General features: G+C 44.6%; 26 protein-coding genes and 1 pseudogene. 5 read left to right on the top strand and 22 right to left on the bottom strand.

All coding sequences use genetic code 11. The annotated features are described in order from the left end of the window. Nucleotide 1: 1 nt before the first annotated feature. The 5 genes from recJ to NST16_RS04365 form a co-directional block, all read right to left on the bottom strand. Nucleotides 2-2,362 carry a single-stranded-DNA-specific exonuclease RecJ gene (recJ, locus tag NST16_RS04385; protein WP_340884259.1) on the bottom strand — a complete coding sequence of 787 codons (2,361 nt, stop codon included), beginning with the start codon at nucleotides 2,360-2,362 and terminating at the stop codon, nucleotides 2-4. Between the two features lie 66 nt (nucleotides 2,363-2,428). Then, on the bottom strand, nucleotides 2,429-2,764 hold the full coding sequence (locus tag NST16_RS04380) for a LapA family protein (protein ID WP_010335125.1): 336 nt from the start codon (nucleotides 2,762-2,764) through the stop codon (nucleotides 2,429-2,431). 77 nt (nucleotides 2,765-2,841) lie between these two features. Next, complete coding sequence (locus NST16_RS04375; protein ID WP_229146630.1) at nucleotides 2,842-3,339, bottom strand: cation:proton antiporter regulatory subunit; 498 nt, start codon at nucleotides 3,337-3,339, stop codon at nucleotides 2,842-2,844. 160 nt (nucleotides 3,340-3,499) lie between these two features. Then, nucleotides 3,500-5,713 (bottom strand): protein translocase subunit SecDF, encoded by a 2,214-nt coding sequence (secDF, locus tag NST16_RS04370; protein WP_340884253.1) that lies wholly within the window; start codon nucleotides 5,711-5,713, stop codon nucleotides 3,500-3,502. Nucleotides 5,714-5,750: 37 nt separating this feature from the next. Further along, nucleotides 5,751-6,047, bottom strand: a complete 297-nt coding sequence (locus tag NST16_RS04365) for a post-transcriptional regulator (protein WP_010335127.1) — start codon at nucleotides 6,045-6,047, stop codon at nucleotides 5,751-5,753. Nucleotides 6,048-6,162: 115 nt separating this feature from the next. Between NST16_RS04365 and spoVB the strand changes: the two genes are divergently transcribed. Further along, nucleotides 6,163-7,719, top strand: coding sequence for a stage V sporulation protein B (gene spoVB / locus NST16_RS04360; RefSeq protein ID WP_268445671.1), 1,557 nt, complete (start codon nucleotides 6,163-6,165; stop codon nucleotides 7,717-7,719). A gap of 3 nt (nucleotides 7,720-7,722) precedes the next feature. Here the strand turns inward: spoVB and NST16_RS04355 are convergent, their stop codons facing one another. Further along, complete coding sequence (locus NST16_RS04355) at nucleotides 7,723-8,379, bottom strand: DUF421 domain-containing protein (RefSeq protein ID WP_010335128.1); 657 nt, start codon at nucleotides 8,377-8,379, stop codon at nucleotides 7,723-7,725. Between the two features lie 196 nt (nucleotides 8,380-8,575). Between NST16_RS04355 and NST16_RS04350 the strand changes: the two genes are divergently transcribed. Beyond that, entirely contained in the window at nucleotides 8,576-8,965 is a 390-nt protein-coding gene (locus NST16_RS04350; RefSeq protein WP_229146619.1) for a TIGR04086 family membrane protein, read from the top strand. 55 nt (nucleotides 8,966-9,020) lie between these two features. Here the strand turns inward: NST16_RS04350 and yajC are convergent, their stop codons facing one another. The 9 genes from yajC to iolG form a co-directional block, all read right to left on the bottom strand. Next, nucleotides 9,021-9,287 carry a preprotein translocase subunit YajC gene (gene yajC, locus NST16_RS04345; protein WP_010335130.1) on the bottom strand — a complete coding sequence of 89 codons (267 nt, stop codon included), beginning with the start codon at nucleotides 9,285-9,287 and terminating at the stop codon, nucleotides 9,021-9,023. A 47-nt stretch (nucleotides 9,288-9,334) separates the two neighbouring features. Next, nucleotides 9,335-10,480 (bottom strand): tRNA guanosine(34) transglycosylase Tgt, encoded by a 1,146-nt coding sequence (gene tgt, locus NST16_RS04340; protein WP_168748352.1) that lies wholly within the window; start codon nucleotides 10,478-10,480, stop codon nucleotides 9,335-9,337. 26 nt (nucleotides 10,481-10,506) lie between these two features. Continuing rightward, entirely contained in the window at nucleotides 10,507-11,535 is a 1,029-nt protein-coding gene (gene queA, locus NST16_RS04335) for a tRNA preQ1(34) S-adenosylmethionine ribosyltransferase-isomerase QueA (RefSeq protein WP_010335133.1), read from the bottom strand. Between the two features lie 26 nt (nucleotides 11,536-11,561). Then, the gene (locus NST16_RS04330; protein ID WP_010335134.1) at nucleotides 11,562-11,762 is read right to left on the bottom strand and encodes a DUF2905 domain-containing protein; all 201 of its coding nucleotides are present in this window, start codon (nucleotides 11,760-11,762) and stop codon (nucleotides 11,562-11,564) included. Beyond that, nucleotides 11,755-12,759 (bottom strand): Holliday junction branch migration DNA helicase RuvB, encoded by a 1,005-nt coding sequence (ruvB, locus tag NST16_RS04325; RefSeq protein WP_010335135.1) that lies wholly within the window; start codon nucleotides 12,757-12,759, stop codon nucleotides 11,755-11,757. Before ruvB ends, NST16_RS04330 begins: the two co-directional genes overlap by 8 nt. A 10-nt stretch (nucleotides 12,760-12,769) precedes the next feature. Further along, entirely contained in the window at nucleotides 12,770-13,375 is a 606-nt protein-coding gene (ruvA, locus tag NST16_RS04320; RefSeq protein WP_010335136.1) for a Holliday junction branch migration protein RuvA, read from the bottom strand. A gap of 138 nt (nucleotides 13,376-13,513) precedes the next feature. After that, nucleotides 13,514-14,023 carry an intercompartmental signaling factor BofC gene (locus NST16_RS04315; protein ID WP_340884239.1) on the bottom strand — a complete coding sequence of 170 codons (510 nt, stop codon included), beginning with the start codon at nucleotides 14,021-14,023 and terminating at the stop codon, nucleotides 13,514-13,516. Nucleotides 14,024-14,070: 47 nt separating this feature from the next. After that, nucleotides 14,071-15,378 carry an MFS transporter gene (locus NST16_RS04310; RefSeq protein WP_340884236.1) on the bottom strand — a complete coding sequence of 436 codons (1,308 nt, stop codon included), beginning with the start codon at nucleotides 15,376-15,378 and terminating at the stop codon, nucleotides 14,071-14,073. Nucleotides 15,379-15,462: 84 nt separating this feature from the next. Continuing rightward, a complete protein-coding gene (gene iolG, locus NST16_RS04305) occupies nucleotides 15,463-16,488 on the bottom strand; it encodes an inositol 2-dehydrogenase (RefSeq protein ID WP_010335139.1) in 1,026 nt (341 codons plus the stop codon). A gap of 237 nt (nucleotides 16,489-16,725) precedes the next feature. Here iolG and NST16_RS04300 point away from each other — a divergent pair, with 237 nt between their 5' ends. Beyond that, on the top strand, nucleotides 16,726-17,376 hold the full coding sequence (locus tag NST16_RS04300; RefSeq protein WP_268544363.1) for a phosphotransferase: 651 nt from the start codon (nucleotides 16,726-16,728) through the stop codon (nucleotides 17,374-17,376). A gap of 41 nt (nucleotides 17,377-17,417) precedes the next feature. On the opposite strand, the gene NST16_RS04295 is transcribed toward NST16_RS04300, so the two are convergent. After that, nucleotides 17,418-17,540 carry a hypothetical protein gene (locus NST16_RS04295; RefSeq protein WP_339177470.1) on the bottom strand — a complete coding sequence of 41 codons (123 nt, stop codon included), beginning with the start codon at nucleotides 17,538-17,540 and terminating at the stop codon, nucleotides 17,418-17,420. 105 nt (nucleotides 17,541-17,645) lie between these two features. On the opposite strand from NST16_RS04295, the pseudogene NST16_RS04290 reads away from it, so the two are divergent. Together NST16_RS04290 and NST16_RS04285 are read left to right on the top strand one after the other, a co-directional pair. Continuing rightward, a pseudogene (locus tag NST16_RS04290) lies at nucleotides 17,646-18,069 on the top strand (DUF5412 family protein). Nucleotides 18,070-18,335: 266 nt separating this feature from the next. Then, nucleotides 18,336-19,790: an alanine/glycine:cation symporter family protein gene (locus tag NST16_RS04285; protein WP_340884228.1), complete on the top strand. Its 1,455-nt coding sequence runs from the start codon at nucleotides 18,336-18,338 to the stop codon at nucleotides 19,788-19,790. Nucleotides 19,791-19,836: 46 nt separating this feature from the next. Here NST16_RS04285 and NST16_RS04280 read toward each other — a convergent pair whose 3' ends face one another. From NST16_RS04280 to nadB, 6 genes are all read right to left on the bottom strand, one after another. Continuing rightward, a complete protein-coding gene (locus NST16_RS04280) occupies nucleotides 19,837-20,556 on the bottom strand; it encodes a YebC/PmpR family DNA-binding transcriptional regulator (RefSeq protein ID WP_340884225.1) in 720 nt (239 codons plus the stop codon). Between the two features lie 103 nt (nucleotides 20,557-20,659). Further along, complete coding sequence (locus NST16_RS04275; RefSeq protein ID WP_010335145.1) at nucleotides 20,660-21,271, bottom strand: YhcN/YlaJ family sporulation lipoprotein; 612 nt, start codon at nucleotides 21,269-21,271, stop codon at nucleotides 20,660-20,662. Between the two features lie 148 nt (nucleotides 21,272-21,419). Beyond that, entirely contained in the window at nucleotides 21,420-22,583 is a 1,164-nt protein-coding gene (gene safA, locus NST16_RS04270; protein WP_010335146.1) for a spore coat assembly protein SafA, read from the bottom strand. Between the two features lie 117 nt (nucleotides 22,584-22,700). After that, nucleotides 22,701-23,804 (bottom strand): quinolinate synthase NadA, encoded by a 1,104-nt coding sequence (gene nadA / locus NST16_RS04265; protein ID WP_340884220.1) that lies wholly within the window; start codon nucleotides 23,802-23,804, stop codon nucleotides 22,701-22,703. After that, entirely contained in the window at nucleotides 23,791-24,660 is an 870-nt protein-coding gene (gene nadC / locus NST16_RS04260; protein WP_268445638.1) for a carboxylating nicotinate-nucleotide diphosphorylase, read from the bottom strand. Before nadC ends, nadA begins: the two co-directional genes overlap by 14 nt. After that, nucleotides 24,614-26,209 (bottom strand): L-aspartate oxidase, encoded by a 1,596-nt coding sequence (nadB, locus tag NST16_RS04255; RefSeq protein ID WP_340884215.1) that lies wholly within the window; start codon nucleotides 26,207-26,209, stop codon nucleotides 24,614-24,616. The genes nadC and nadB overlap by 47 nt, the downstream gene beginning before the upstream one ends. Nucleotides 26,210-26,263: the final 54 nt, after the last annotated feature.

Below are 26,263 nucleotides of genomic sequence, written 5' to 3'. Positions count from 1 at the left end.
TTTATGTCCTCCTCGTACTTTCATAAGCCTCTGAATCTTGTTTCATCAGCTTATTCAGCCATTCCTTCAGCTCTTCAGCCGCAGAATAATTCAGCTTTTGATCCAGCTCCATCAGCTGCTGTTTTGCTTGATATGTTTGCGAGTCTGTTAAATCGCGTTTTTTCGCTCCGCTTATTACAGACAGCACACCATTCTCTATTTTAACAAAACCGAGATCAAAAAACACCTTTGTCATGAAATTGATTGTTTCAACCGACCAGCCTTTATGCCTCGCAAGCTCTGAGCCGTGTTTATTCAAGTCAAAAGTGCCTCTTTTCAGCAAGAATGCATAATACCATTTAAAGTGGTCTCTTGCCGGAAAAGATGATAAAAAGTGTTCCTCATGATTGAGAAAGATGAAATAAATCCGCTCAGGCGCTTTGCCTTCCAGCAAACGTGCGAGCATGTCCAGCGAAGGCGGAGAATCCAGTAATACAATATATGCATTGTCAAGTTCACATGCCTTCGCTTGGTCTTCAGAACTGATAACGTGCACGTCATGGCGAAAATCTTCAGACTGAAGAAGCGCTTTGGTTTCTTCTTTGAAGGAGACAATGACTCGTTTATCAGACGGAAGGGCGGAAACCGTATCTTTCCACGTGCGTTTTCCTCTTAAGTCAAACAACTGCCATTCAGCAACAGCCGCATCCTTGATCATCAGCTGAGGTTTTTTTCTATTATTCCATTCGTTGATCGACATTTCGCCAACAATCGAAATTTTTGAGCCGGGCACAATATTTTCCTCAAGCTCGCCTTTATTGAAACCGACGCAGTCAAGCTGGGAGGAATCGTTTCTAATCGTCATTTTGACATGATTTTTATTCGCCCCGATTTTGCGGACATCTTCCAGCACTGCGTTTTCTACCATCACATGCGGTTTCGGGTTCAGCATGCCGAAGGGAGAAAGCAGATTCATCTCTGTGATGCTTTCAACCGTAATGTCCTCCACGCTGCATACGAGGTCTACTTCCTGTACAGGAATAAAATCTTCTTCCGTAAGCGTTTGGTCAGCTATCTCATTCAGCCTGTTCCGCAATTCCGGCACATCCTCGGCATTCAGCGTCATGCCAGCCGCCATTGGATGGCCTCCAAAGTGCGGAAGAATATCTTTGCATTCAGAAAGGCTTTCAAACAAATTAAATCCCCTAATGCTTCGTGCCGAACCTTTGGCGATCCCTTTTTCATCATCAATTCCAAGCACAATGGCCGGGCGGTAAAAACGGTCTACAAGCTTTGAAGCTACAATTCCGACGACTCCGGGATTCCACCCTGCTTTTGCCACGACAATCGCAGTTTGATTAAGCCCTTCTTGTTCAACCATTTCAATCGCTTCATCCGTCATTTTACTGACCATCTTTTGCCGTTCTTTATTAAGCTGATCGATTTCAGCGGCAAGCTCTTCCGCTTCAAACGGGTCCTCTGACATCAACAGATGAACAGCAGGATCGGCCTGTTCAATTCTTCCGACTGCATTCAGTCTCGGTGCGAGCTGAAATCCGACGGTTTCTTCGTTCGCTTCTCCGATGTCTCCGCCTGAGAGCTTAATCAGCTCTTTTAAGCCAAGCCGGTTCGTCCGCCGGAGCTTTTCGAGACCTAATGTTGCAATTAATCTGTTTTCATCATGCAGCGGAACTAGATCGGCAATGGTGCCAATTGCCGCCAGGTCAAGAAGTTCATCTGGCCATTCGCCCAATAATGCGTGGGCAAGCTTAAACGCTACTCCCACTCCTGCAAGCTCCTTAAAAGGATAGGTGCAGCCAGGCTGCTTCGGGTGAACGATCGCATGAACATCCGGAACCTCTGGTCCAGGCTCATGGTGGTCGGTAATGATGACATCTAAGCCAAGTTCCTTTGCTACCTTCGCTTCATGGACAGCGGCAATCCCCGTATCAACCGTAATAATGAGTGAGAAGCCCCGTTCTTTAATCGAACGAAACGCCTGTTCATTGGGGCCGTAGCCTTCTTTAAACCGGTCAGGTATATAAAAATCAACTTGCGCTGAAAGCTTTTGCAAAGTGTGCAGCATCACTGACGTACTGGTAACTCCATCGGCATCATAATCGCCATATATCATAATCTGTTCTTGTTGTGAAATCGCCTGTTTTATTCGTTCAACCGCTTCTTTCATCCCCTTCATCTCATAGGGATCATAGAATTCGGCATCCTTTGTATGTAAAAACAGTCTCGCGCTTTCTGCCGTATCAAAGCCTCTTTTTACAAGCAGCGACGCAACAAGAGGTGTTATGTCCAATTGTTCTGTGAGTGATTTGACCTTTTCCTGATCTGGTCTCTGGATTTCCCATCGCATTTTTGACGCTAACATAAATTCACCCCTCAACCACCCTATTATACTAGAGCAGGCTGAGGGGTTTCAAATATAATTCGAAAACTAGTCTTTTTTCTCAATAATGGCGGATGCATCCTGTGTGTCGGCTTGGACATCATTCAAATGAGCATCCTCTTTGTTATGTATCACGTCCTGTGCGGTTTTGTTTTCTTTCCGCAGCGCTTTTATTTCTCTCTTTAACTTCATGACTTGAAAAATCCCGGCAGAAAAAACGATCAGCGCCCCCATCAGTACTGAACCTAAAATGACGAGAATAAGCGGCCACTCTGATCTGCCAAACAGGTAATCAACTTCTACGGATCTTACATTAATGACTGCGAAAACAGCGACAAGCAATGTAAAAATAAGTGCAAATATAATCGTCCATTGTTTGTTCATTCGATTCCCCCCCAAACCTCATTTATTGAGGTTAGTTTCCCTATTCACCTTGGTTTTAAACATAGCTTGACGCGAGGTCAAGCCCCCAATGCAGTTAATTTTTCACGAATCAGCCTCTTCAGTCCTTCTCTCTCTCCAGAGATGACGAGTGTATCTCCTTCTTCTATCACTGTTTCAGATCCAGGATTCAATTGCTTTTTCTGATTCTTCTTTAATATAGCAATGACAGTCGCTTGATATTCCTGCCGCACGTCCAAATCACCGATGGTCTTGTGAACGGCTGGTGCTCCAGCTTCTGCTTTAAACCATTCTATGATCAAATCGTCAAGAGCTACTTCCACGGTTTCTAACGCTTTCGGTTTATATGCCATCCCGCCCAGAATCGCAGAAATCTGCCTCGCTTCCGCATCATCAAACTGTACGGATGTCACACATTCTTCATGATCATTTTCGTCAAAATAATACAGCTCTCTTCTGCCGTCGTCATGAATAATAATTGATATTTTATCTTGGTTTCTGGTGACAATCTCAACTTTTTGCCCGATACCCGGCAGCTCCGACTCGCGAACCTTCATAGCCAAACCCTCCCACATATATGAAAACCTGTCACAAATCCTCTTCACACCATTTATATGTTTAATTGTAAGCGTATGTCATTATAGCAAATGTCTATTTTAAGATCAATCAAACGCCAAAAAATCAGGCTGCCCATAAAGGACAGCCTGACCATTTACTCTATTGTTCCGTACCTTTTTTTAATTCTTTCCCTTTCCAAACAAGCCAAATTTGCGCGGCAATGTAGAGGGATGAATAAACACCTGTTAACAGCCCAACCAATAGAGCGATTGAGAAGTTTGTAATAGAAGATGCCCCAAAGATCAGCAGTGTTATGACTACAATTACTACAGTTAATACAGTATTAACGGATCTTGTAAAGGTTTGCTGCAAGCTGAGGTTTACGATATGGCTCAAATCGGCAAACGTTTTCGGCTTGCGCTTTTTCATATGCTCGCGAACCCTGTCAAATGTAACGATTGTATCGTTAATTGAATAACCGACAATCGTCAGAACGGCTGCAATAAAGGTAACATCTACCTCCAGCCTTGAAATGCTGAAAAATGTGATGATAAAGAAAGCATCATAAAGCAGTGAAACAATTGCAGCAATTGCCATTTTGTACTCGAATCGGATGGAAACGTAAATAATGATTCCGATTGAAGCAATGGCTACTGCGTACAATGCGTTTCTCGCCAGCTCTTTACCAACAGTAGGTGACACCGTGCTGACATTCGGCTCGGCTCCGTACTTGTCTTTAAAGTAATCTTTCACTTTTGCAATGGTTTCTTTATCAGGCACTCCTACAAAGCGGGCAACACCAATATTGCTCTTTTCGCCTGACAAGACAACCGTGTCAGGTTCCATGCCAAGTGATGCAAAGTCCTTCTCCACCTGCTCTGTCGTCAGCTTATGGTCACTTTGCACTTCAATCCGTGCGCCGCTCGCAAAGTCAATGCCCAAATTCAGCTTAAATACAAGCAGAATAATAATCCCGGCAACGGTAACTGCACTTGAGAAAATAAAGAAAATTTTTCGTTTGCTCGTAAAATCCCATTTTTGGAACGGCGTATACGGTTCTGTATTTTCATCTGTGTCCTGGATGTCCACAATATGTTTCTTTTTGACGCCAAACCAGCCTTTTTTGCGGTCTAACCATCTGCTTTCCACAAGAAGCGAGAGCAGAAATCTTGATAAGAAGACTGCGGTAATAAAGCTTGTCAGTATCGACAGTATCAGCATTGTCGCAAACCCTTTAACAGAGCTTGTCCCAAAGGCAAAGAGCACAACCGCTGCAATAATGGTTGTAATATTCGCGTCAAAAATCGTCGCAAATGACCGTCTGTTTCCTGAGCGGAAGGCAGAACGGACTGACTTTCCTAGTTTGAGCTCTTCCTTAATCCGCTCATAGGTGATGATGTTGGCATCTACAGCCATCCCAACGCCTAAAATGAGTGCGGCTATTCCCGGAAGAGTGAGAACAGCGTTCATCCAGTCAAAAATCTGGAGTGTAATGTATACATAAACTGATAGCGTAATCACCGCAATCAATCCTGGCAGGCGGTAATAGAAAAGCATAAATAGGAAAATAATAGCGATTCCGATAATACCTGCAAATACCGTATCATGCAGCGCCTGCTGTCCGAATTGTGCGCCTACTGATGTTGAGTATTTTTCAGTCAGTTTCACAGGCAGCGCCCCGGCATTTAAAATGCTGGCTAAATCTTTCGCTTCCTGGACTTTAAAATGTCCTTCGATTTTTACATCTTTTGTGTTTAATTCCTGGCTTACATTCGGAGCGGAAACATATTTAGGGTTCTCTTTCTGAACTTCTTTTTTAAAGGAGTCACCTTTTTCGTAATCCAGCCAAATAACAAGCTGGTTGTTCGGCGCCATGTTCATGACCTTTTTCGTCACTTCTCCGAATTTATCAGCATCTTTCAATTTGATAGTGACAATCGGTTCATTTGTTGTACTATCATAAGTTTGTTGTGCGCCGTTTTCGACGAGATCCGCACCATTCAGCAATTCTTTATCATTTGCATCTCTGAAAGAAAGCTGAGCCTCAGTCGCAAGAATTTCCCGCGCTCTGTTTTGGTTTGTCACACCAGCGAGCTGAACACGAATCCGGTTATTTCCTTCAATTTGGATGTTCGGTTCACTGACACCGAGGACATTCGCCCTGCGGTTCAAAGCCTCTACTGTGCTGACCAGAACGTCTTTTGTGATTTTGTCACCTTTTTTTACAGGCTGTACGTCATACAGCACCTCAAATCCGCCTTGCAAATCCAATCCTAACGTAATATTGTTTGCAGCAGGCTTTGTAAAGTAGCCCAGCCCCGTGCCAATCAATAGAACGAAAAGGAAAAACGCAATCAAGCGTCCTTTTTTCATTATGTATATCCTCCCTTAAACCTATGCAGATCAACTGCTACCTCAGTAGTTCTTCCAATGCTTCCTGACCTTCTTCACTGCCCAGCCAATTAGACGTTTTAAATGACTCAACAGTTGCATAGTTCATAAATTCTCCAATTTTCACTGATAAAATATCTCTTGTCAGTTCATAGATGTGCAATTCCGATTTCTTTTTCCACTTCTTGTTTTTTAAGTATGACCACAAACTATCGAGTTCAACATCATCATATCCCAGAATCTTAAACTCTTCCAGTTTGCTGTAAAGAAACGGCCTTACGTGGTCTTTATATAGATCGGCTGGATGCTTATCCACGAATTCCACGCTCCTTTTTTATTGTTTTTCAAGAAGACTTGTCATGCTTGGACGATATATACGCATATCTTTATTGTATATGATTCCAGGTAGTTTGAGAAGGCAGGGGGTAAAAATGGCGAAACAGACGTTTTTAAAGGGCACTCTTATCCTTATCGCAGCAGGGATGGTCACAAGAATGCTCGGCTTTGTCAACCGGGTGGTCATCGCCCGTTTCATAGGCGAAGAAGGGGTCGGGCTCTATATGATGGCAGCTCCTACCTTTTTCTTAGCCACTACATTAACTCAATTCGGTCTTCCCGTCGCAATCAGTAAGCTAGTCGCTGAAGCCAGCGCACGCGGAGATCATCAAAAAACGAAAAATATTTTAGTCATGTCTCTTACCATCACTGGGATTCTCAGCCTAATTTTCACACCGTTGTTTTTATTTTTCGCCCCGGTCATGGCGGAAACCATGCTGACAGATCAGAGGACGCTGTACCCCCTCTTGGCCATTACTCCGGTCGTGCCGATTATCGCCATATCCAGTGTGCTGAGAGGGTATTTTCAAGGAAAACAAAATATGAACCCGCTTGCCGTTTCACAAGTCCTAGAACAAGTCATCCGTATTTCTCTCGTGGCTGTATGCACGACGATTTTTCTCCCTTACGGAATTGAATATGCCGCAGCGGGAGCCATGCTTTCTTCAGTTGCAGGAGAGCTGGCGTCACTCGTTTATTTATTCATTTGTTTTAAATTTAAAAAGACAATTAAAATCAGAAAACATTTTTTTCAATCGATTAAAAATGGAAAAGAAACTTTTTCCCAATTAATGAGTGTCTCCCTTCCTACAACCGGCAGCCGTTTTATCGGCAACCTTTCATGGTTTTTTGAACCCATTGTTGTAGCACAAAGCCTTGCAATTGCCGGAGTGGCGACAGTTGCGGCAACAAAGCAATACGGGGAACTGACCGGCTTTGCCATGACGCTGCTGACTCTGCCCAGCTTTATTACATATTCTTTGTCGACCGCGCTTGTTCCTGCGATAAGTGAAGGAATGGAACAGAAAAAACTTCAGGTGGTTGAATACCGATTGGAGCAGGCCATGCGGCTGTGCCTGCTTAGCGGGGGCATTTCAGTTGTGATTTTATATGTGTTTGCGGATGAGCTGATGAGCGTGATGTATGGGTCCTCAGGCGCAGCCGTGTTTATAAAAGTCATGGCTCCGTTTTTTCTACTTTATTATTTCCAGGGTCCGCTTCAGGCTGTGCTGCAGGCGCTCAATTTAGCAGGGGCCGCAATGATGAACAGCTTGATCGGAGCTCTTGTGAAAACAGGCCTCATTTTCGTCCTTGCCACGAGACCGTCTCTCGGCATCATGGGTGCCGCATTAGCGATTGTAACGGGCATGGTGCTCGTCACCCTTTTGCATGCAGCGACAGTGAGCAAGGTGCTGCCAATCAGCATCAAAATAAAAGAGTACGTGCTCTGCTTCGCGGTTATTTTTATATGCGGGTTCCTCAGCTCTGCTGTCAAACAATATGTGCGCTTCGGAGAGTCAGAGGCTGTGAATGTTGCCGGATGGATTGCGATCAGTGCTGTTTTCTATATCATCTTGCTGCTCGTTTTCCGTTTAATCAAAAAAGATGAGCTTCGCCGCATCCCTGTTATCGGACGCCTGATTGTCCGATGAAGATCAGGGGCGGTGCCCATCTTTTTCATCAATAAAAAATTCACCGTCAGTAAACGAACAAAATGATATACCTGAAGGACTCGTGTATCCCTGTTTCAATAAATTCTCCTCAAGCCACTTGCTATCTTTGCCGATCCTAGCCAGGTTCTCAGTTTGAATGTCACCGTCAATGATAAGCGGCATCTCCAGCTGTCTATGTTCATCATCTTTCTGTTTTTTTACGACAGTCAATTTGCCTGACGGCTCTAATATAGCAAATGATACATCAGCTACTCTTTCGACATTATTTTCTCTAAGCTGAACCATCAAATCATCAAAATTATAACGCTGTGATTTCATAGCGTCTTCGTCAATTTTTCCGTATTTAATGATAATGGTCGGCTTGCCGTCAAGCAGCTGACGAATACGCCGGTTTTTTAAGGATAGGTATGCAAACGTCACTTGGATCATCATTAGCACAAGCATTGGCAAAATGGTATGAAACAGATGGTCATCTACGTTTTCTATGGCCAGGACGGCAATTTCAGCCATCATGATAAAGACAACGAGATCTAATATACTAAGCTCTCCGATTTCCCGCTTGCCCATGAGACGAAAAATAATCAGGATCACAAAATATAATATGACTGTGCGAAACGTTATAGTAAGAAGCTCTTCCATGATGCACCTCCAACTCATCATAGCATGCAACAAAACAAACGATTTATGTAAGAAAAAGTGATCGTATTTCATAAAGCTTTTACGTCTAATTCACGGATCTAGGGAATACATTTTTACAAAGACGAGCCATCAGCATGTCTGAAGCTTTGTTTAATAAGAACAGAAGCCTTTATAGATAGGCAGGGAGGAGAAATTCATGGAGGAAACGAAACAAGTTGGAAAAGGCATACTCTACGGCTTAATCGCCATATTTTCAGCCATGCTCCTAACGAGTTTAGCCGTTTCACTTTTACTGACAGCAACCTCGCTTGAAGAATCATCATTCAACTGGCTGATCACCGCCGTATCATTCCTTTCTTTGTTTATCGGCGGATTCATATCTGGCGGGAAAGGGAAGGAAAGAGGCTGGCTGATTGGGGCATTGACTGCTTTGAGCTTTTCCTTGATTATTTTACTGTTTCAATATTTAGGATTCGGAAAAACATTTACAGTAGAACAATTGCTCTTCCATCTTGGCTTTTTAGGCGTATGTATGCTTGGCGGTATTTTCGGAGTGAATTTGAGAGGAAGCAGATCTTCCTCATAAAAAAAGAGCGGGGGCTACCCGCTCTTTTTTGTTTGCTATGTATGAACTCCTGCTGTTATTCAGCAGCAGAAGTTTCTCTGATCGCGCGGCGGTCGAAAGTAAGACGTGTGTTATCACCAGTCTTAATGACGACTTTGCTTTCGTCGATAGAGTCAACTGTACCGTGCAATCCACCGATTGTCACGACTGAATCGCCTTTTTTCAGTTCCTCCTGCATTTGACGCACAGCTTTTTGCTGCTTCTGCTGTGGACGGATCAGCAAGAAATAAAGAACCGCAAACATTAAAATAATAGGAACGATTGTACCTAAAGTACCTGTCATCTTTTTCCCCCCTTTCTGAAACAAACTTGCCATTATGGCTTTTTATATTAGAAGCTTTTCGCATTTGGCTTATTATAGCCGTAACGCTCAAAGAACTCTTCTCTGAAATCACCCAGACGATCCTCGCGAATAGCCTGTCTTACCTGCTCCATTAAGTGTAACAGAAAATGAAGGTTATGGTAAGTTGTTAATCGGAGTCCAAACGTTTCATTGCAGCGAATCAAGTGTCTGATATACGCCCGTGTGTAATTTTTGCATGTGTAGCAATCACATTCTTCATCAATCGGACGGAAGTCTCGCTCAAATTTTGCGTTTTTCATATTGAGCCGGCCTTCAGCAGTAAACACCGTGCCGTTCCGTGCAATACGGGTAGGCAGCACACAGTCAAACATGTCTACTCCGCGGATCGCTCCGTCAATCAGAGCATCTGGAGAACCAACTCCCATCAGATACCTCGGCTTATCCTTCGGTAAAAGCGGAGTCGTAAATTCAAGCACCCGGTTCATAACGTCTTTCGGTTCACCCACGGACAATCCACCTATAGCATATCCCGGAAAATCAAGGGAAATCAAGTCTTTCGCGCTTTGTGTACGCAAATCTTCGTATTCTCCCCCTTGAACAATACCAAACAGGCCTTGCTCGTCCTGACGGGCATGGGCATTCAGACAACGTTCGGCCCAGCGGCTTGTCCGCTCAACTGACCGTTTCATGTAATCGTATTCTGCCGGATATGGAGGGCATTCATCAAATGCCATCATAATATCAGAGCCGAGTGCGTTTTGGATCTCCATCGCTTTTTCCGGGGATAAAAACAGCTTATCTCCATTTAGGTGATTGCGAAAGTGAACCCCCTCTTCCTCTATATTACGAAACTTGCTTAATGAAAAGACCTGAAAACCGCCTGAATCTGTTAAAATTGCGCGGTCCCAGTTCATAAATTTATGGAGTCCGCCAGCTTCTTTTACAATATCGTGCCCCGGCCGGAGCCATAAGTGATATGTGTTGCTTAAAATGATGCCAGCGTCCATTGCCTTTAGCTCTTCAGGCGCCATTGTTTTAACTGTCGCCAGTGTGCCGACCGGCATAAAAACAGGCGTTTCAAAGGAGCCATGGGGAGTATGCACTCTGCCCAGGCGCGCCCCTGTTTGTTTGCATTCTTTTATAAATTCATAGCGTATTGGTTGTTCAGCCACTTTTTATGAGGCCTCCTGTTCTCAAGTTATATAATCAGCATTGCGTCGCCGAAGCTGAAGAAACGGTATTCTTCTTCAACCGCATGGTTATACGCACGCAGGACGTTTTCTCTGCCTGCAAGCGCACTGACCAGCATAATCAATGACGATTTCGGCAAATGAAAGTTTGTAATCATTCCGTCAATGCCTTTGAATTCATAGCCTGGATAAATAAAAATAGATGTCCATCCGCTTGATGCTTTAAATCGCCCATCATGTTCACCGGCAATCGTTTCAAGCGTGCGGGTTGAGGTCGTGCCGACAGAAATAATCCGTCCGCCCTTTTCCCTTACGCTGTTTAAAGCCGCGGCCGTTTCTTCTGACATTTGATAGAACTCTGCATGCATATTATGCTCTTCCACTTCATCGGCACTGACCGGACGAAACGTTCCGAGTCCGACATGCAGTGTGATGAACTCAATTTGAACGCCTTTGTCCTTTAGCTGCTGTAAAATGTCTTCCGTGAAATGAAGGCCGGCTGTAGGAGCAGCGGCAGATCCAATTTCTTTTGAAAACACCGTTTGGTAGCGTTCTCTGTCATCAAGCTGTTCCTTAATATATGGCGGAAGCGGCATTTCTCCGAGTGATTCCAGCACCTCATAAAAAATACCGTCATAATGGAACTCAACTTTTCTGCCGCCATGCTCCAGCTCTTCCGTGCAGACAGCTTTTAATCTACCGTCTCCAAATGTTACAACGGTTCCTTTTTTTACCCGTTTTGCCGGTTTGACGAGTGTTTCCCACCTGTCACCGGCTTCCTGTTTCAGCAAAAGCAGTTCTACTTTTGCCCCTGTATCCTCTTTTGTTCCGAATAACCGGGCAGGCAAAACGCGGGTATTGTTCAGGACAAGACAATCCCCTTCTTTAAAGAAACTGATAATCTGTTTAAACGAGCTGTCTGTCAGCTCTCCTGTATGTTTATCAAGCACCATCAGCCTTGAAGCGTCACGCTGTTCCAATGGCACCTGTGCAATTAAACGTTCCGGAAGTTCAAAATCAAATAAATCAACTTTCATAATTTCACCTTTATTCTAGTCTTTTGTTATTTCATTCTGCCGAAAAGATTAAGCAAGATTGATAATACCACACTTATGATAATACAAGTGACAACCGGGAAGAAAAACGTGACATTTCCTTTTTTCACAAAAATATCTCCCGGCATCTTGCCAACAAAATGCAAAATTGCTCCGATGATAAGCAAAACAGCACCAAGAATCATAATGATCTTAGGAAATTCAGTCATATCGGGGGGCCTCCATTTGAAAATGATGATAAACGGCCGGTGTGACGATCCTTCCCCGCGGCGTTCTCTGGATAAAACCGATTTGCAGAAGATACGGTTCGTACACATCTTCAATCGTATGCGGTTCTTCGCCAATCGTGGCTGAAATCGTATCTAGCCCCACTGGACCGCCGTTAAATTTTTCGATCATTCCCATCAGCAGCTTGTGATCAATGTGATCCAAGCCGAGACGGTCAACTTGAAGCCGCTCCAAAGCGTCCTGAGAAATCTCTTCTGTAATCCGGCTGTCGCCTAACACCTGTGCAAAATCCCGGACCCTTCTCAGCAGGCGGTTCGCCACCCGCGGCGTTCCTCTTGATCTTCTGGCAATCTCAAGCGCTGACGGCTGATCAATTTCAACCTCAAACACATCAGCCGTTCTCGTAACAATATCAGCCAGCTCTTCTTGTGTATAATACTCAAGCCGCGACATAACGCCGAATCGATCTCTTAACGGCGCAGTCAAAAGCCCTACTCTTGTCGTGGCGCCGATCAATGTAAAAGGCGGAAGATCAAGACGGACTGAACGGGCAGAAGGCCCTTTTCCAATGACAATATCAAGACAAAAATCTTCCATTGCCGGATAAAGCACTTCTTCAATCGATCTGTGCAGCCTATGTATCTCATCGATAAATAATACATCCCCCGGCTCGAGCGCCGTTAATATCGCAGCCAAATCACCCGGTCTTTCAATCGCAGGGCCCGAAGTGGTCCGCAACTCCACTCCCATTTCGTTGGCAACGATGGAAGCAAGCGTCGTTTTTCCGAGCCCAGGCGGACCGTACAAAAGAACATGATCAAGCGTTTCCTGTCTCATTTTTGCGGCATCTATAAAAACACGCAAATTCTCTTTTACCTTATGCTGCCCGATATATTGAACCAGGCGCTGAGGCCTCAGGCTTTGCTCTATCACTGATTCATGGTTGTCTGCTTCACTTGAGACGAGCCGTTCATCCATGAACATCACCTTACTTCAATAGTTTTTGTAATGCTTTTTTTACGTATTGGTCTGTTGTCAGACCAATATCCTCTTTTAAGTGAGGAAGTACCTTTTTGATTTCTTTTTCGGCATAACCGAGTACCCTGAGGGCCTCGAGTGCTTCTTCAAGCGCCGTTTCTGCCGTTTGTTTATCAAGTCTTTCTTCATGATTGAACAGGTTCTCAATCATTTCAGGCACGACGTCAGCCAGCTTTCCTTTTAAATCAAGGATAATCTGGCGCGCAGTTTTTTTGCCGACGCCTGGGAACTTGACTAAAAAGGCTTCATCTTCATTTTCAATTGCTTGAATGACCGCTCCCGGGTCACCTGAACCCAGAATGGCGAGTGCCCCTTTTGGACCGATACCGGTCACATTTAACAGCTTTGTAAAGAGCGCTTTTTCCTCCCTTGTTGAAAAGCCGTATAGTAAAAACGCATCCTCTCTTACATGATGGTACGTAAAAATGGTTTCTTGACTTCTCTCCTTATATATAAACGGATTTGGCGTAAAAATCTGATAGCCGATGCCGCCGTTTTCTATCACGATATATTGGGGAGAAACATAATCAATCGTCCCTTTAACAAATTCGATCACGAACATTCACCTCTTTGACTGTTCTTCATTGTACCATAAAAACAGCCAAAGGCTTAATGAAAAGTTAACATATGTTCGCTTGTCTTTCATTGTTCCACGAAAAAAAAGACATGAGCACATGTCTTCAATCAGCAGTGGTCACCCGCTGTACGTCTTGATATGTTCTATGACATCTTGAAACTCCGCTTTCGTCCGAAACGGAATGCCTTTTTCGAGATTTTTTTGCATATGGCTCTCCAGTCTTTCTAAGTCAATTTGAAAAAAAGATTGAATGGGTTCAGCATCCGACTCCGGCCGTCCATGAAAGGTGGAAATCACTCCGCTGTCAGAAACGCCGATATACCCATTCACCTTGCTGAGCGGAGAAATATCGTCCACCTGCTTCCGAAATAGAACGTACCCATTTTTCTGTTCGACCAGCGTCCATCCCGCATAATCCGCCCAAAAGTCATCCATGGAGAGCACCTTTTCACGCTTATGCTCGATGCTGACCTCTCCATCCAAATACACTTTTTCAAGCTGCACATGTACCTGCAGCGGTTCATAGTGCTCCACTTCTGCCCCTAACGCGCTGGGAGCACCCATTACAAAAGCTGCGGCTGAGCAAAATAAACCCAGCAACAGATACGCAGTGCTAAACCGTTTCACCTTTTACACCTCTTTGCACATGTTTATGACTAGTCTGACCAAAGAGGCTACTGCTTAACCGTTTTCTCAAAATTTGTTTGCACATTTTTCCTGACAAGCCGTTCTTCTGGATACATATCGGCGTTTCGTTCCGAAATCGTCAGAAACTGTGTCAGGAAAGCACTGAGAAAATATAATGCCGCAAAAATCCATATCACGCCGCCTGCGCCAAGCGGACCGATAAAAAGGCTCACGATGCCGGGAGCAATAAAGGCGCATAGACCCGATCCCAGATTTAACACGGACATGGCAGCACCTTTGTTATCAGGCGCAAGCGTCGGCAAAAGCGCGCTTAACGGAACATATCCGGCCAGTGCCGCACCGTAGCAGCAGGCAATGATCATCAGCACCCAGTACTGATGGCCGATCAATTGCGGCGTGTAATAAAGCGCCAGTGTAAAAATACCGCAGCCGACACCGCCGAACCACATGACTGTATTTCGCCAGCCCAGTTTGTCTCCGACTGCGCCGAAAATGATGTTAAATACAATGTTGACAAAAAACAGCGTTCCCCAAATTTGCAGCCACTCTGAAACAGAATAGCCGTAACGCGCTAAATATGTCGGAAGAAATATCGCAAATCCGAATTGTCCGAGAGCATTAATTGTCTTGACCACGCCGCCGATGCCGACTTTAGGATTTTCAAACATAATTGTAAATGCCTTCGACAGCTCTTTCCATTTCGGCTGATCTTGTTTCTGTACAGGCATAAATTTATCTTTATTAAAAAACAATGCGAGAACTCCGCCTGCTGCCACAAATAAGAGAGCGCTCCAAAGCGTATTGATTTCTCCAATCGCCGGAACCGCATAGCTCGAATAAAACGGCCCAAGCACGTTCAGGCCGCACGTGAACATAAACCAAAACCATCCGACGGCTTTACCAAGGATTTGCTGAGAGGTGCTGTATGATACCCATACTAGAAACGAGTATGCAAACAGCGGGTATCCCAAGCCCCTAAGCGCGTAGCTGCCCAAGAGAACCGGATAGTACATATGAGGAATCGCCCAGCCGATAAAAGCAACTGAACCGAGGATAAAAGCTAGTAAACCGACCGTCATCGTTTTCCTTGGCCCCCAAGTCTGGACAAAGGTTCCTGATAGCCAAGCCGAAATCGTGACCGCAATGCCATACACCGTAAATAGAGAAGCAGATTGCTGCATACTGAGACCGTGATCAACAAGAAAAGGAGACAGCCATCCTTGCTCAAGTCCGTCTCCAACCATAAAGATGACCACACCAATATAACCCCAAATCATGTGAGAAGGAATCCCAATTTTGTTCAGAGCATTTCCTTTAGCATGTGCTGTATTCATGATTTCCACCGCCTACTTTTTCTAAAGTATCAATGGAATGTATATACCCAAGCTTGCTGTATTGTAATCCTTTCTTTCTGAATATTAAAAAACAATTTTTTCAGTATGTTCAATGGTGACAGGCATGCCTAAAGCGAGCGACTGCTGAGCCGCCCTTGCTATTCGTTCCGCCTGAAAGCCGTCATCGCCAGTGCAGGCAGTCTCTCGATTTGTTTGGATGGCTTCTGCAAACTGAAGAATCTCCTCTACATAGGCTTCCTTATAGCGTTCAGGGAAAAAGAAATGCGGTTTATCCTTCATGACAACGTCAGCGGTCGACACTTCTACCGTCGTCGGCCTGCTATTGTCCGCTGCTGCCGAGCCTTTCGTGCCGAAAACCTCGACACGCTGGTCATATCCGTACACAGCTTGACGGCTGTTGTCTATCACACCCATGGCACCGTTTGCAAATGTCAGGGTAATGACAGCCGTATCAATGTCCCCCAGCTCTGCAAAGGACGGATTCACCAAAGCCGCTCCTTTTGCATACACTTCCGTCACTTCACTTCCCATGATGTATCTGGCCATATCAAAATCATGAATCGACATATCGATAAAGAAGCCGCCTGATGTGCGGACATAATCAACATTCGGCGGTTCAGGGTCCCGTGACGTAATTTTTAATAAATGAGGCGTGCCAATTTCACCATTTGAGACAATGGTTTTGATTTTCCTAAAATGAGGGTCGAACCGGCGGTTAAACCCGACTTGCAGCTTAACCCCATGTTTCCGGACAGCCGCAAGTGCCTCCTTCGTTTCATCGGGAGAAAAACTAATTGGTTTTTCACAAAAAATATGTTTTTTCGCCTCAGCTGCTTCTCTGATGATTTGCGTATGTGTGTTTGTTGGCGAACAGATAAAAACAGCGTCAATATCAGGATCAAGTAATAAATCTCTATAGTCAGCGGTTATGTATTCAATGTGGTGACTGGCGGCCCAATCCTGTAAACAGCTTGCAGAAATATCAGAAACCGCTTTTATTTTCATATGAGGAATCCGATGTATATTTTGAACATGAAGTTTGCCGATGCGCCCTGCACCGATAATTCCTGTCACCATCTGTTTCGTCATAGCGTGTTCCCCCTTGAAAGTTTACGAAAGCGCTTTATTTCAAATTAATAGTATCCCATTTGTAAGCGCTTTTCAAGGAGTGGCATAAACGTTTTCATGTCTCTTTTATCACAATCAAAGCTTATAGGTAGCCTTCTTTCCCAAGACCAGATACACTATATTTAGGCTCTTTTTCCTGAACAGTTTTGGATTTTCCTATAAATAACTGCATAAAATAGAGCAAAGAAGGTGAATGAAATGCTGACAAAAGCAGAGGCACTGGCCCATTCAGTCATATACCGCCAAAACAGCAGATTTGATAAAGTCAAAGAGAAACCCGAGGAATTGACATTAATCGGCAAGGGACGAAGCGCCTATGTGTTTGCCATAACAGAAGGTGACCGAAAAATGGCGCTGAAGGTATTCTTTCCGGAGTATCAAGCGACAGCCGTCAAAGAAGCAGCGATTTATGAAAAATTAGCCGGATCCGCATTCTACCCTGACATTTATGAAACTGGTGATTCATTTATTTTAATGGAATATATTAAAGGCGATACTTTTTACAACTGCCTGAAAAAAGGCATCGCGATCAGCGACGATATGATTCAGCAGGTAGAGGACGCACTTTCTGACGCCCGTGCAGCCGGTCTCAACCCGTCAGACATTCATTTGCGCAATCTGATTCTGACAGAATCCGGAGCAGTGCGGGTCATTGATGTCGCGAGATTTGAACAGACAAAAACGTGCACACAGTGGGACGATTTAAAAACGGCGTATCATACGCTTTATAAAAAGCCGATTTTCCCGAAAAAAATCCCGGGCTTTTGGCTTGAGCTTATCGCTTTTTTATATAAAAAAGATTGGTTTCAGAAGCACGTAGCACAACGGAAAAGAAAATATTCTTCATAGAAAAGGCAGCCGCTTATGCGGCTGCCTTTATCATTTTATTTTTACTTTCTGAGAGCAGAAATCAATTTCATTTGTTCAGGCGACAGCTTGATGCGATATCCTCTCACACTCAAATAAACTGCGTCTGAGTTCTTTTCGCTGGAATGACAATATGTGTTTTCCATTTCTGTCTCCCCCACCCTTTATCTATTTTCCTTTATCATACCTGCACTTTATTGAGGAAATTTTAAAGAAATGTAAAGATCGTATAAAATCCTTGATATGGTAAAATGAGAGAAAAAAAGGGAGAGAGTCACATCAAAACACGCAGTAAAGTCCCTCTTATTATATTCTCATGTCTTCTGTTCTTCGGCGGTGCCGTTTATTGGATGTTTTTTTCACTCAAAAACGTTCCGAAAGGCAGCCTCGTACAATCAGTGGAATCGCCGGACGGAAGCTATACGCTAAACACTTATGTATCCAAAAATACCTTAGGCTTAGATGCCGCCAGAGGCGAACTCGTGAATGAAAAAACACTTGTCAAAAAAACAATCTACTGGAATTATCCTGACAGCAGACCAGCTGTTAAATGGTTGAACAACAATACAGTAAAAATCGGCGGCCAGACTACATCTTGATATCGATGAAACTTATGATTGGCGAAAGGATGATCATTGGATTCGTGAGGAACCGCCGCAAGCATCAGTGAGGTAAGATGATGAAAGATCCTTATCGCCTCGCCTTTTATTGCGCAACGGCAGAGCTTGGCTATTTATTTCTCTAGGACTGTTTACCATTGGTGACATGCCTTTTAAACAGAAGCGCGGCGTACTTCATACGCTGCGCTTTTTTTCACCCCATTCACCCCTCTTATGATCATTACACGTTATATAATGTGACAGATTGATTGTAAAAATAGTTCAATTAACCCAAAATCCTCTTTATAAAATGAAATCGAAACGACATGAGGAGGAAGCTTGATGGCAGATTTTGTTGCTAGTTTAAACGCGGTCTTATGGAGTACACCCGTCATTTATACTTTATTAGGAATTGGTTTGATCTTTTCTATTGTGACCCGTTTTTTACAAGTCAGACACATCAAAGAAATGATTGTGCTGATGTTTCAAGGAAAGAGCTCAGAGGCAGGGGTATCTTCTTTTCAAGCATTATCAATCGCGCTGTCCGGCAGGGTGGGAACCGGAAACATTGCAGGTGTGGCAACAGCAATTGCCTTCGGCGGACCCGGCGCGGTGTTCTGGATGTGGGCCATTGCTTTTATCGGTGCTTCGAGCGCCTTTGTTGAATCTACTCTTGCCCAAATTTATAAAGTGAAACAAGGAGGCCAATATCGAGGCGGACCCGCTTATTATATAGAAAAAGGATTAGGCATTAAGTGGTTTGCTGTTTTATTTGCGGCTGCGGCACTGATTGCAATGGCTCTCCTTATGCCTGGGGTCCAGTCCAACTCCATTGCAGCGGGCGTCCAAAATGCATTCGGCATATCTCCTGCCATTACTGGCTGTTTTCTTGTTCTCTTATTAGGTTTTATCATTTTCGGAGGTGTAAAACGTATTGCCAGTGCAGCACAAATGATTGTCCCGTTTATGGCAGTCGGATACATTCTGCTCTCCCTGATCATCATTGTGATGAATATTTCTGAACTGCCTGCTGTGATTTCTTTGATTTTCAGAAGTGCATTTGCGTTAGATTCCGCATTCGGCGGTCTCATCGGCATGGCCATTTCATGGGGCGTCAAACGAGGCGTTTATTCAAACGAAGCCGGCCAAGGAACAGGCCCTCATCCCGCTGCCGCTGCAGAGGTGTCCCATCCAGTAAAGCAGGGATTGGTTCAGGCATTTTCTGTTTATATCGACACTTTATTTGTATGTTCCGCTACTGCATTCATGATTTTATTTACCGGTATGTACAATACACAGGCTGCCGACGGATCATTTATTGTCAATCACCTGAAAGGCGTAGAAGCTGGACCGGGCTTCACTCAGGCCGCCATTGACAGTGTGCTGCCCGGCTTTGGTGCAGGCTTTGTCGCTATTGCTTTGTTCTTCTTCGCTTTTACAACCATTATGGCTTATTACTACATCGCTGAAACAAATATCGCGTATTTAGCGAGAGGCAGAGAAAGCAAGTGGGCTATGCTTGGCTTAAAACTGATCATTTTAGCCGCGACATTCTACGGTGCGGTCAAAACCGCTACACTCGCTTGGGCTCTAGGTGACGCGGGACTTGGCATTATGGTTTGGCTGAACGTCATTGCCATTGTTTTGCTCGCCAAGCCAGCGCTTATTGCGTTAAAGGATTATGAGCAACAGAAGAAACAAGGGTTAGACCCAGTCTTTGATCCTAAAACACTCGGCATCAAAAACGCTGATTTCTGGGAGAAAGAATACACATACGAAAAAGAGCACTTCTCCTAAGATAAAAAAGACCGGCCTGAGAGCACTTTGCGCCGGTCTTTTCATATTACTGGTAATTAATATACACTGCCTGAACATCATCATCGGCTTCAAGCGTATCGATCAATTTTTCCAGTTTTTCAACAGCCTCGTCATCAGCGTCTGCATATGTTTTCGGTATCATGGTCACCTCAGCTGAATCGACTGGATAATCCGCTTCAAGTGCTGCTTTTACCTTTTCAAAACGTTCAGGCGCTGATAATACTTCAAAGTATTCTTCCTCTGTCCGCAGCTCTTCGCCGCCCGCTTCTATGACATCAAGCATCAGTTCATCCTCTTCTATTTGCCGCTCTGTACGGTCAATTGCAATGTATCCCTTCCGTTCAAATAAAAATGCTACACATCCGCTTTCTCCGAGACTTCCGCCGTTTTTATTGAAAGCTGTCCGCACATTTGTCGCCGTACGGTTTTTATTATCAGTTAAGCACTCCACCATGACGGCAACCCCTGATGGGCCGTAGCCTTCATAGGTGATTTCCTCATAGCTGCTATCGTCCTGGCTTCCTGCGGCTTTTTTAAGGGCACGGTCTATATTTTCATTTGGCATATTGGCGCCTTTTGCTTTTTCAATTACAAGCCGCAATGCTGAATTTGCTTCAGGATCGGCTCCGCCTTGCTTCGCAGCCACATAGATTTCTTTAGCAAGCTTCATAAATATTTTACCGCGCTTTGCATCTTGCGCATTTTTTCTTTTTTGTATGTTTTTCCATTTAGAATGGCCAGCCACGCTTTCACCTTCCTTGATATTTCTATGTACACTTTAATGGGTATTGCAATCCGTTGTAAAGAAAAAGACCGCCGGGAATCACTCTCCGGCAGCCTTCTTAGTCCTAGCGTCTGTTCATTTTATGAAGTCTTGTGAACAGTCCTTTATCTGTAGATACTTGAATGTCACGGCCATCCGCATAGTTTCGTGCGGCTTTTGTGACATTTTGCCTGTCAGACTTTGTGAAATCAGCGTGGCTTCTGACTGCGATCACGACTTTGTCATCCGTAACCATGACTTGTGTGTCATTGACGTTTTTGACTTGTTTCACACGATTGGCGATTTTTGCGGCAAGTCTTCTGTTCTCTTGGTTGTCATACCCGTTGTTATTCGTCCCATTTCTGTTCATGTTTCTGTTATTAGTGTTGTTATATGTTCCGTCTGTTGTCAATGGGACGCGATCATCGGCAGTAACACGGTCGTTTACATTGGTTGTGTTTCGGTCACGGCCGTTCTGGCCGTTCTGGTCTTCCATCAATTCAGAGACCGGGCCGTCGTGATCCATCCCGTCTCCCTGTCTGTCAGCGTCGTTCTCATTTGTATAATATCCGATTGGACGGGTATTACCGTTATTACCGTTATTACGCGTATCATTAAGGGCATCATTATTTGCGCCGCATGCTGTTAATCCGGCTGTCATCAAAATGAGACCTGCAATTGTTAACTTTCTACCCAATGGAAAAACCCCCCGAGGACTGATTGAGCATGTTGTGCTCTTTTTTATCATGCGCATCAGGGAGATATGTTAAGCGTGTCAGTTATGACCATTCGTCTTGTACAAAACAATAACTAAAAAAAGGAACGATTTACATCGTCCCGAGCAATCATTCACTTTCTTCTTCCGGCCGTCCAAACATCTGATTTGTTGAAGGCTGATTTGGCATGGATGTTCCGGCTCCATACGGATTCGGATTTGCTCCTCCGTAAGGCATATAAGGAGTTCCATATGCGCCTCCCTGATAACCAGGTGCTGAGAAGTATGGCTGCTGATCATCGTCACACCCGCAATCATCATGATCCTTAAATGGCGGCATATAACCATGCGCCATATTTGGCTGATAAGCACCCATCACTTGAGGAGCGCCATAATAAGGACCATATGGCATATGCCCATAAGGAGATCCATAAGCCGGCGATGCATATTGAGGCGCGCCGTGCGAAGGCTGATATCCGTAATGCCCGTGATGGCTGTTTTCATGATGCTGGTTATCATATTTACCCGGATCATATTGCGAAGGAGAAGCAAAACCTGGCTGATAGCCATAAGGCTGATGCATCGGAAATGCATGTGCAGGATAGTATGGGTAGCACAGGCCGGATCCAGGCAGAACCGGTGAGACAGGAACCGGACATGGTACAAAATGGGTTGGATACGGATAATATGGCTGAACTGCCGGCATATTCGGAACAGTGTGGTGGATGTTTTCTTCTTCCAGACCGCCTACATCTGGCGCTTTAGGCGTATTAGGCATATTCGGATAATTTGCATTTTCCATATTACTCATTGCCTCCTGTTGTGGAAATTGATCTTGCATGTGATACATATGATCTATATTTCCGTCATGATGCTTTTTAGGCTCCTCCGGTTTAGGAGGTGACCAAGGCTGAAAAAGCTGATTCATATCATAATAATCGTTTACATCAGCTTCAGGATACACATTATCATGCAAATTCGGCATCGGCGGGACAAAAGGAACTGACTGCTTTTCTTTCGGTTTTGTGTCTTCTACGTCGACAACGGATTTAGGCTTCTCCTTGGAATATGGGTGTTCTTTCTTCTCATTCCCGGATGCCGCCGGACTTTTGCCAGCTTTTATCTCTTTTCTGACCGGAACACCTCCAGACGGCACTTTTATTTTCATCCCAGGCATGATTAAATCTGGATTGCTGAGCTGCGTATTGAGTTTTTTCACTTCCTCAACATCAACTCCGTATTTTTCAGCTATTTTCCAGAGTGAATCGCCTTTTTGAACGATATGGATTTTCAACGTTTTCCCCTCCTATGCAAAACGTGAACAGTTCAGTTGTGTGATTACAATATGTTTCTTCACAACATATGCCTGCTCAAAAGAAGTTATGAGTACAGGAGGGGAAATATTTCTGATTTACGTAATGGAAAGCATTCGATTCAGTGCAAGAAGGGCATCGTCCTGAATGACATTCGGCACTTTGATCACGCCTGCTGGTTCTCCTTTTTCGATTTGTTCTAAAGACCAGAGCAAATGCGGGAGGTCAATTCGATTCATCGTCAGACACGGACACATATCCGGATTCAATGATTCGATCTGTTTGTCGGGATACTCTTGAATCAGTCGCTGAACAAGATTCATTTCTGTACCGATTGCCCACTTGCTTCCCGGCTGAGCGTGGCTGATGGTATCAATAATATATTTCGTTGACCCGCTGTCGTCACTTTGCATTACAACTTCATGAGAGCATTCGGGATGAACAATAATCCGGATGTCAGAATCTCGTTCTCTCAAATCATTTATATTTTTCACAGTGAATTTTTCATGAACAGAGCAGTGGCCTTTCCAAAGAATAACCTTGATATCGTTATGTTCTGCTTCGTTCTCCAATTGATCTTGAATCGGGTCCCAGACAGCCATGTCTTCAAGCTGGATACCCAGTTCATAAGCGGTGTTTCTCCCCAAGTGCTGATCAGGCAGAAATAAAATGCGTTTTTTCTGTGTAAACGCCCATTCAAGCACTTTTTTTGCATTGGATGAGGTTACAGTCGCTCCCCCGTGCTTTCCGACAAATGCCTTGATCTCCGCTGTGGAATTCACATAAGTTAATGGTATGATCGTGTCGCCGAATATATGCTGAAGTTTCTCCCACGCCCTGTTCGTCTGCTGCATATCAGCCATATCAGCCATGGAACAGCCCGCTCTCATATCTGGCAGGATGACCGTTTGGTCCGCACCCGTCAGCATATCAGCGGTCTCTGCCATAAAATGTACGCCGCAAAATACAATATATTCCGCATCCTTATTTTTTTCCGCCATTTGGGCAAGCTGGAGAGAATCGCCCGTTTGGTCAGCAAATTGAATCACTTCATCCTTTTGATAATGATGGCCTGGAATAAGCAACCTGCTCCCGAACTTTTCTTTGATGGCGGCAACACGTCTCTCCATCTCCCCCATTGACAGACCTTTATAATGATCAGGCATCATTTCAAATTGCTTCATTGCATCAAGAATTGACATAATCGCACTCCTCCACTGGCTGATTTGTTAACGCCACATCCATGCTGATATCTAAGCTTTTGACCGAATGAGTCAGAAACCCTAAAGAAATATAATTCACACCCGTTCCTCTAAAAGCGGGCAGAGATTCTAATGTAATGCCTCCGGAAGCTTCGGTTTTAATGTGATCCGGTGTGATATTTGCAAAATGGCGGACAGTATCAGGCGGACAATTGTCAAACATAATGACATCAGCTTCAGCAAGAATGGCTTCTCTGAGCTGCTCCTCAGATTCAATTTCCACTTCAATATTCACCATGTGCCCTGCCGCCTGTCGCGCTTTTTCACACGCCTTTACAATGGAACCGCAAGCTGCAATGTGATTATCTTTGATCATGATTCCGTCGTATAGGCCGAATCGATGGTTATATCCTCCTCCGACCCTGACCGCATATTTTTCAAGCATTCTTAACCCCGGCGTCGTTTTCCTTGTGTCACAAATCTTAATCTGATCATCATCAAGCCGTGCAACAGCCTGTCTTGTCATCGTGGCAATACCCGACAGCCTTTGAATAAGATTTAATACTACCCTCTCTCCAGAAAGAAGAGCAGCCGCCGGCCCGCGTAAGACGGCAATCACATCACCCTTTTGCAAATGATCTCCATCTTTTTTGTGCAAACACGTCTGAACCTTTTCATCTAATAAAGCAAATCCTTCTTTGATCACCGCAGCTCCCGCGAAAATGCCGTCTGACTTTGCAACAATTGAGGCCTCACAGTTCTGTCCTTCAAAGATGGACTGTGATGTAAGATCTCCCGTCCCTATATCCTCATGAAAAAAGTGATTCAGCAATTTTTTCAGCTGTAAAAGATTCATTTTTCCAGATCCCTTCGTTTTTTCTCATTCTTGTTCCCTTTTTTGTATGAACAATTTGGAGTCCTTGCCAGCCTGCATCAGCCTGAGGGATATCAATTCGAAAATGCGCCCCCCTGCTTTCTTCCCGCAATAGAGCCGACGAGGTCATCAGCTTTGCAACCTGCCACAAGTGAGAAAGCTCCAGCTGCGGAATTGTGATATCCTTCACATTTAAGTTCTGAGAAGGGAGCCCATATAGCCAATTGCTCATCTCAATCAGTCTGTCTTTTTCTCTTATTATGGACATATCGCTTGTCATTCTGTTTTGCAGTTCAGAAAGCTCAATATTCGGCACCTCATAAACTCCTCTGGCTTCACTGGTGAATTGACTATACCTGTTATCAACCGGTTTTCTCATGATGTGTTCTGCTGCTCGTTTCCCAAACACAAGTGCCTCCAGCAAGGAATTGCTCGCAAGACGATTGGCTCCGTGTAAGCCGGTGCATGCTGTTTCCCCTATCGCGTAAAGCCCGGGCACAGTTGTTTCTCCCCACCGATTGACTGAAACGCCACCCATTAAAAAATGCATTCCCGGCGCAACAGGTATTTTTCTTTTACGAATATCGACTCCTGCCTTTTCGCAAATAGAGGTGATTGTGGGAAAACGCACTTCGAAGTCAGAAATAGCACTGCAATCGATATACACACGTTTTCCTTTTGCTATTTCTTCATGAATGATCCGCGAGACGACGTCCCGTGGTGCTAAATCCTCCAGTGGGTGCCGTCCGGCCATAATGCGGCGGCCGTTTTGGTCTGTTAAACAACCGCCCTCACCTCTGACTGCCTCAGAAACAAGCCCACACGAGACGCCATTTTTGACAAGCAGTGTAGGGTGAAACTGGGCAAACTCTAAATCAGTTAATTCCGCTCCGGCCCGATAAGCAAGGGAAAGACCGTCACCAGTGACAGATGGATCGTTCGTATGGTGCTGAAACAAGCTTCCGCATCCGCCAGCTGCCAGCACAACCTCATCTGCATGCCGCAAATTGATCCGACCGCGGCTGTCTTTCGTCACGACACCAACACAGCGCCCATCCTTCATCAGCATATCAACCGCTGTTTCATTCTCGATTACTTCGATTTGGCTTTTGATTTGTTTCAGCAAATAATCAATGAGCATGCTGCCTGTAGCGTCTCCGCCTGCATGAAAAATGCGGTTGTTCGTATGGGCTCCTTCCCTGCCGAGGCTGACGTGGCCTTGTTCATTCCGGTCAAATGGAAAGTCATTCTCCAGAAAGTTCTCGATAATGGTTTTTCCTTCAAGTAAAACGTCTGATACGATGTTTAGATCGTTATGTCCGCAGCCTGCATATAGCGTATCCTCTATATGAGACGCAATCGAGTCATTTTTTGCATAAGCCGCAGCAATTCCTCCCTGTGCATGTCTTGAATTGCTGTTTTTTATGCCTTTTTTCGTGATGACAGTCACCTGGTATGATGGCGGAAGTGCAGAAGCCAGGGCAAGTGCTGCCGCTCCTGAACCAATGACCGCAATCGTCTTTATAGACATATGCCACCTCCTGTTATTTACACCTGTCTTGACACCTATATTTACACAAGGATA

Source organism: Bacillus sp. FSL K6-1005, assembly GCF_038000225.1.
Taxonomy (GTDB): Bacteria; Bacillota; Bacilli; order Bacillales; family Bacillaceae; genus Bacillus; species Bacillus mojavensis.
Note: the sequence above shows the minus strand (reverse complement) of the source record. Positions and strands in the feature narration are given on the sequence as shown.

Excerpts from the sequence above, each read along its gene's own strand:
- nadC (WP_268445638.1), bottom strand. The coding sequence starts at position 24,660 with ATGAATCTTTTACAGCTGAAAAAATTGCTGAATCACTTTTTTCATGAG.
- NST16_RS04375 (WP_229146630.1), bottom strand. The coding sequence starts at position 3,339 with ATGAAGGTTCGCGAGTCGGAGCTGCCGGGTATCGGGCAAAAAGTTGAG.
- iolG (WP_010335139.1), bottom strand. The coding sequence starts at position 16,488 with ATGACGAAACAGATGGTGACAGGAATTATCGGTGCAGGGCGCATCGGC.
- secDF (WP_340884253.1), bottom strand. The coding sequence starts at position 5,713 with ATGAAAAAAGGACGCTTGATTGCGTTTTTCCTTTTCGTTCTATTGATT.
- yajC (WP_010335130.1), bottom strand. The coding sequence starts at position 9,287 with ATGACAGGTACTTTAGGTACAATCGTTCCTATTATTTTAATGTTTGCG.
- nadB (WP_340884215.1), bottom strand. The coding sequence starts at position 26,209 with ATGTCTATAAAGACGATTGCGGTCATTGGTTCAGGAGCGGCAGCACTT.
- spoVB (WP_268445671.1), top strand. The coding sequence starts at position 6,163 with ATGGCGAAACAGACGTTTTTAAAGGGCACTCTTATCCTTATCGCAGCA.
- NST16_RS04300 (WP_268544363.1), top strand. The coding sequence starts at position 16,726 with ATGCTGACAAAAGCAGAGGCACTGGCCCATTCAGTCATATACCGCCAA.
- NST16_RS04285 (WP_340884228.1), top strand. The coding sequence starts at position 18,336 with ATGGCAGATTTTGTTGCTAGTTTAAACGCGGTCTTATGGAGTACACCC.
- ruvB (WP_010335135.1), bottom strand. The coding sequence starts at position 12,759 with ATGGATGAACGGCTCGTCTCAAGTGAAGCAGACAACCATGAATCAGTG.
- NST16_RS04350 (WP_229146619.1), top strand. The coding sequence starts at position 8,576 with ATGGAGGAAACGAAACAAGTTGGAAAAGGCATACTCTACGGCTTAATC.
- NST16_RS04330 (WP_010335134.1), bottom strand. The coding sequence starts at position 11,762 with ATGACTGAATTTCCTAAGATCATTATGATTCTTGGTGCTGTTTTGCTT.
- NST16_RS04310 (WP_340884236.1), bottom strand. The coding sequence starts at position 15,378 with ATGAATACAGCACATGCTAAAGGAAATGCTCTGAACAAAATTGGGATT.
- NST16_RS04380 (WP_010335125.1), bottom strand. The coding sequence starts at position 2,764 with ATGAACAAACAATGGACGATTATATTTGCACTTATTTTTACATTGCTT.
- NST16_RS04355 (WP_010335128.1), bottom strand. The coding sequence starts at position 8,379 with ATGGAAGAGCTTCTTACTATAACGTTTCGCACAGTCATATTATATTTT.
- queA (WP_010335133.1), bottom strand. The coding sequence starts at position 11,535 with ATGAAAGTTGATTTATTTGATTTTGAACTTCCGGAACGTTTAATTGCA.
- recJ (WP_340884259.1), bottom strand. The coding sequence starts at position 2,362 with ATGTTAGCGTCAAAAATGCGATGGGAAATCCAGAGACCAGATCAGGAA.
- NST16_RS04295 (WP_339177470.1), bottom strand. The coding sequence starts at position 17,540 with ATGGAAAACACATATTGTCATTCCAGCGAAAAGAACTCAGACGCAGTT.
- nadA (WP_340884220.1), bottom strand. The coding sequence starts at position 23,804 with ATGTCAATTCTTGATGCAATGAAGCAATTTGAAATGATGCCTGATCAT.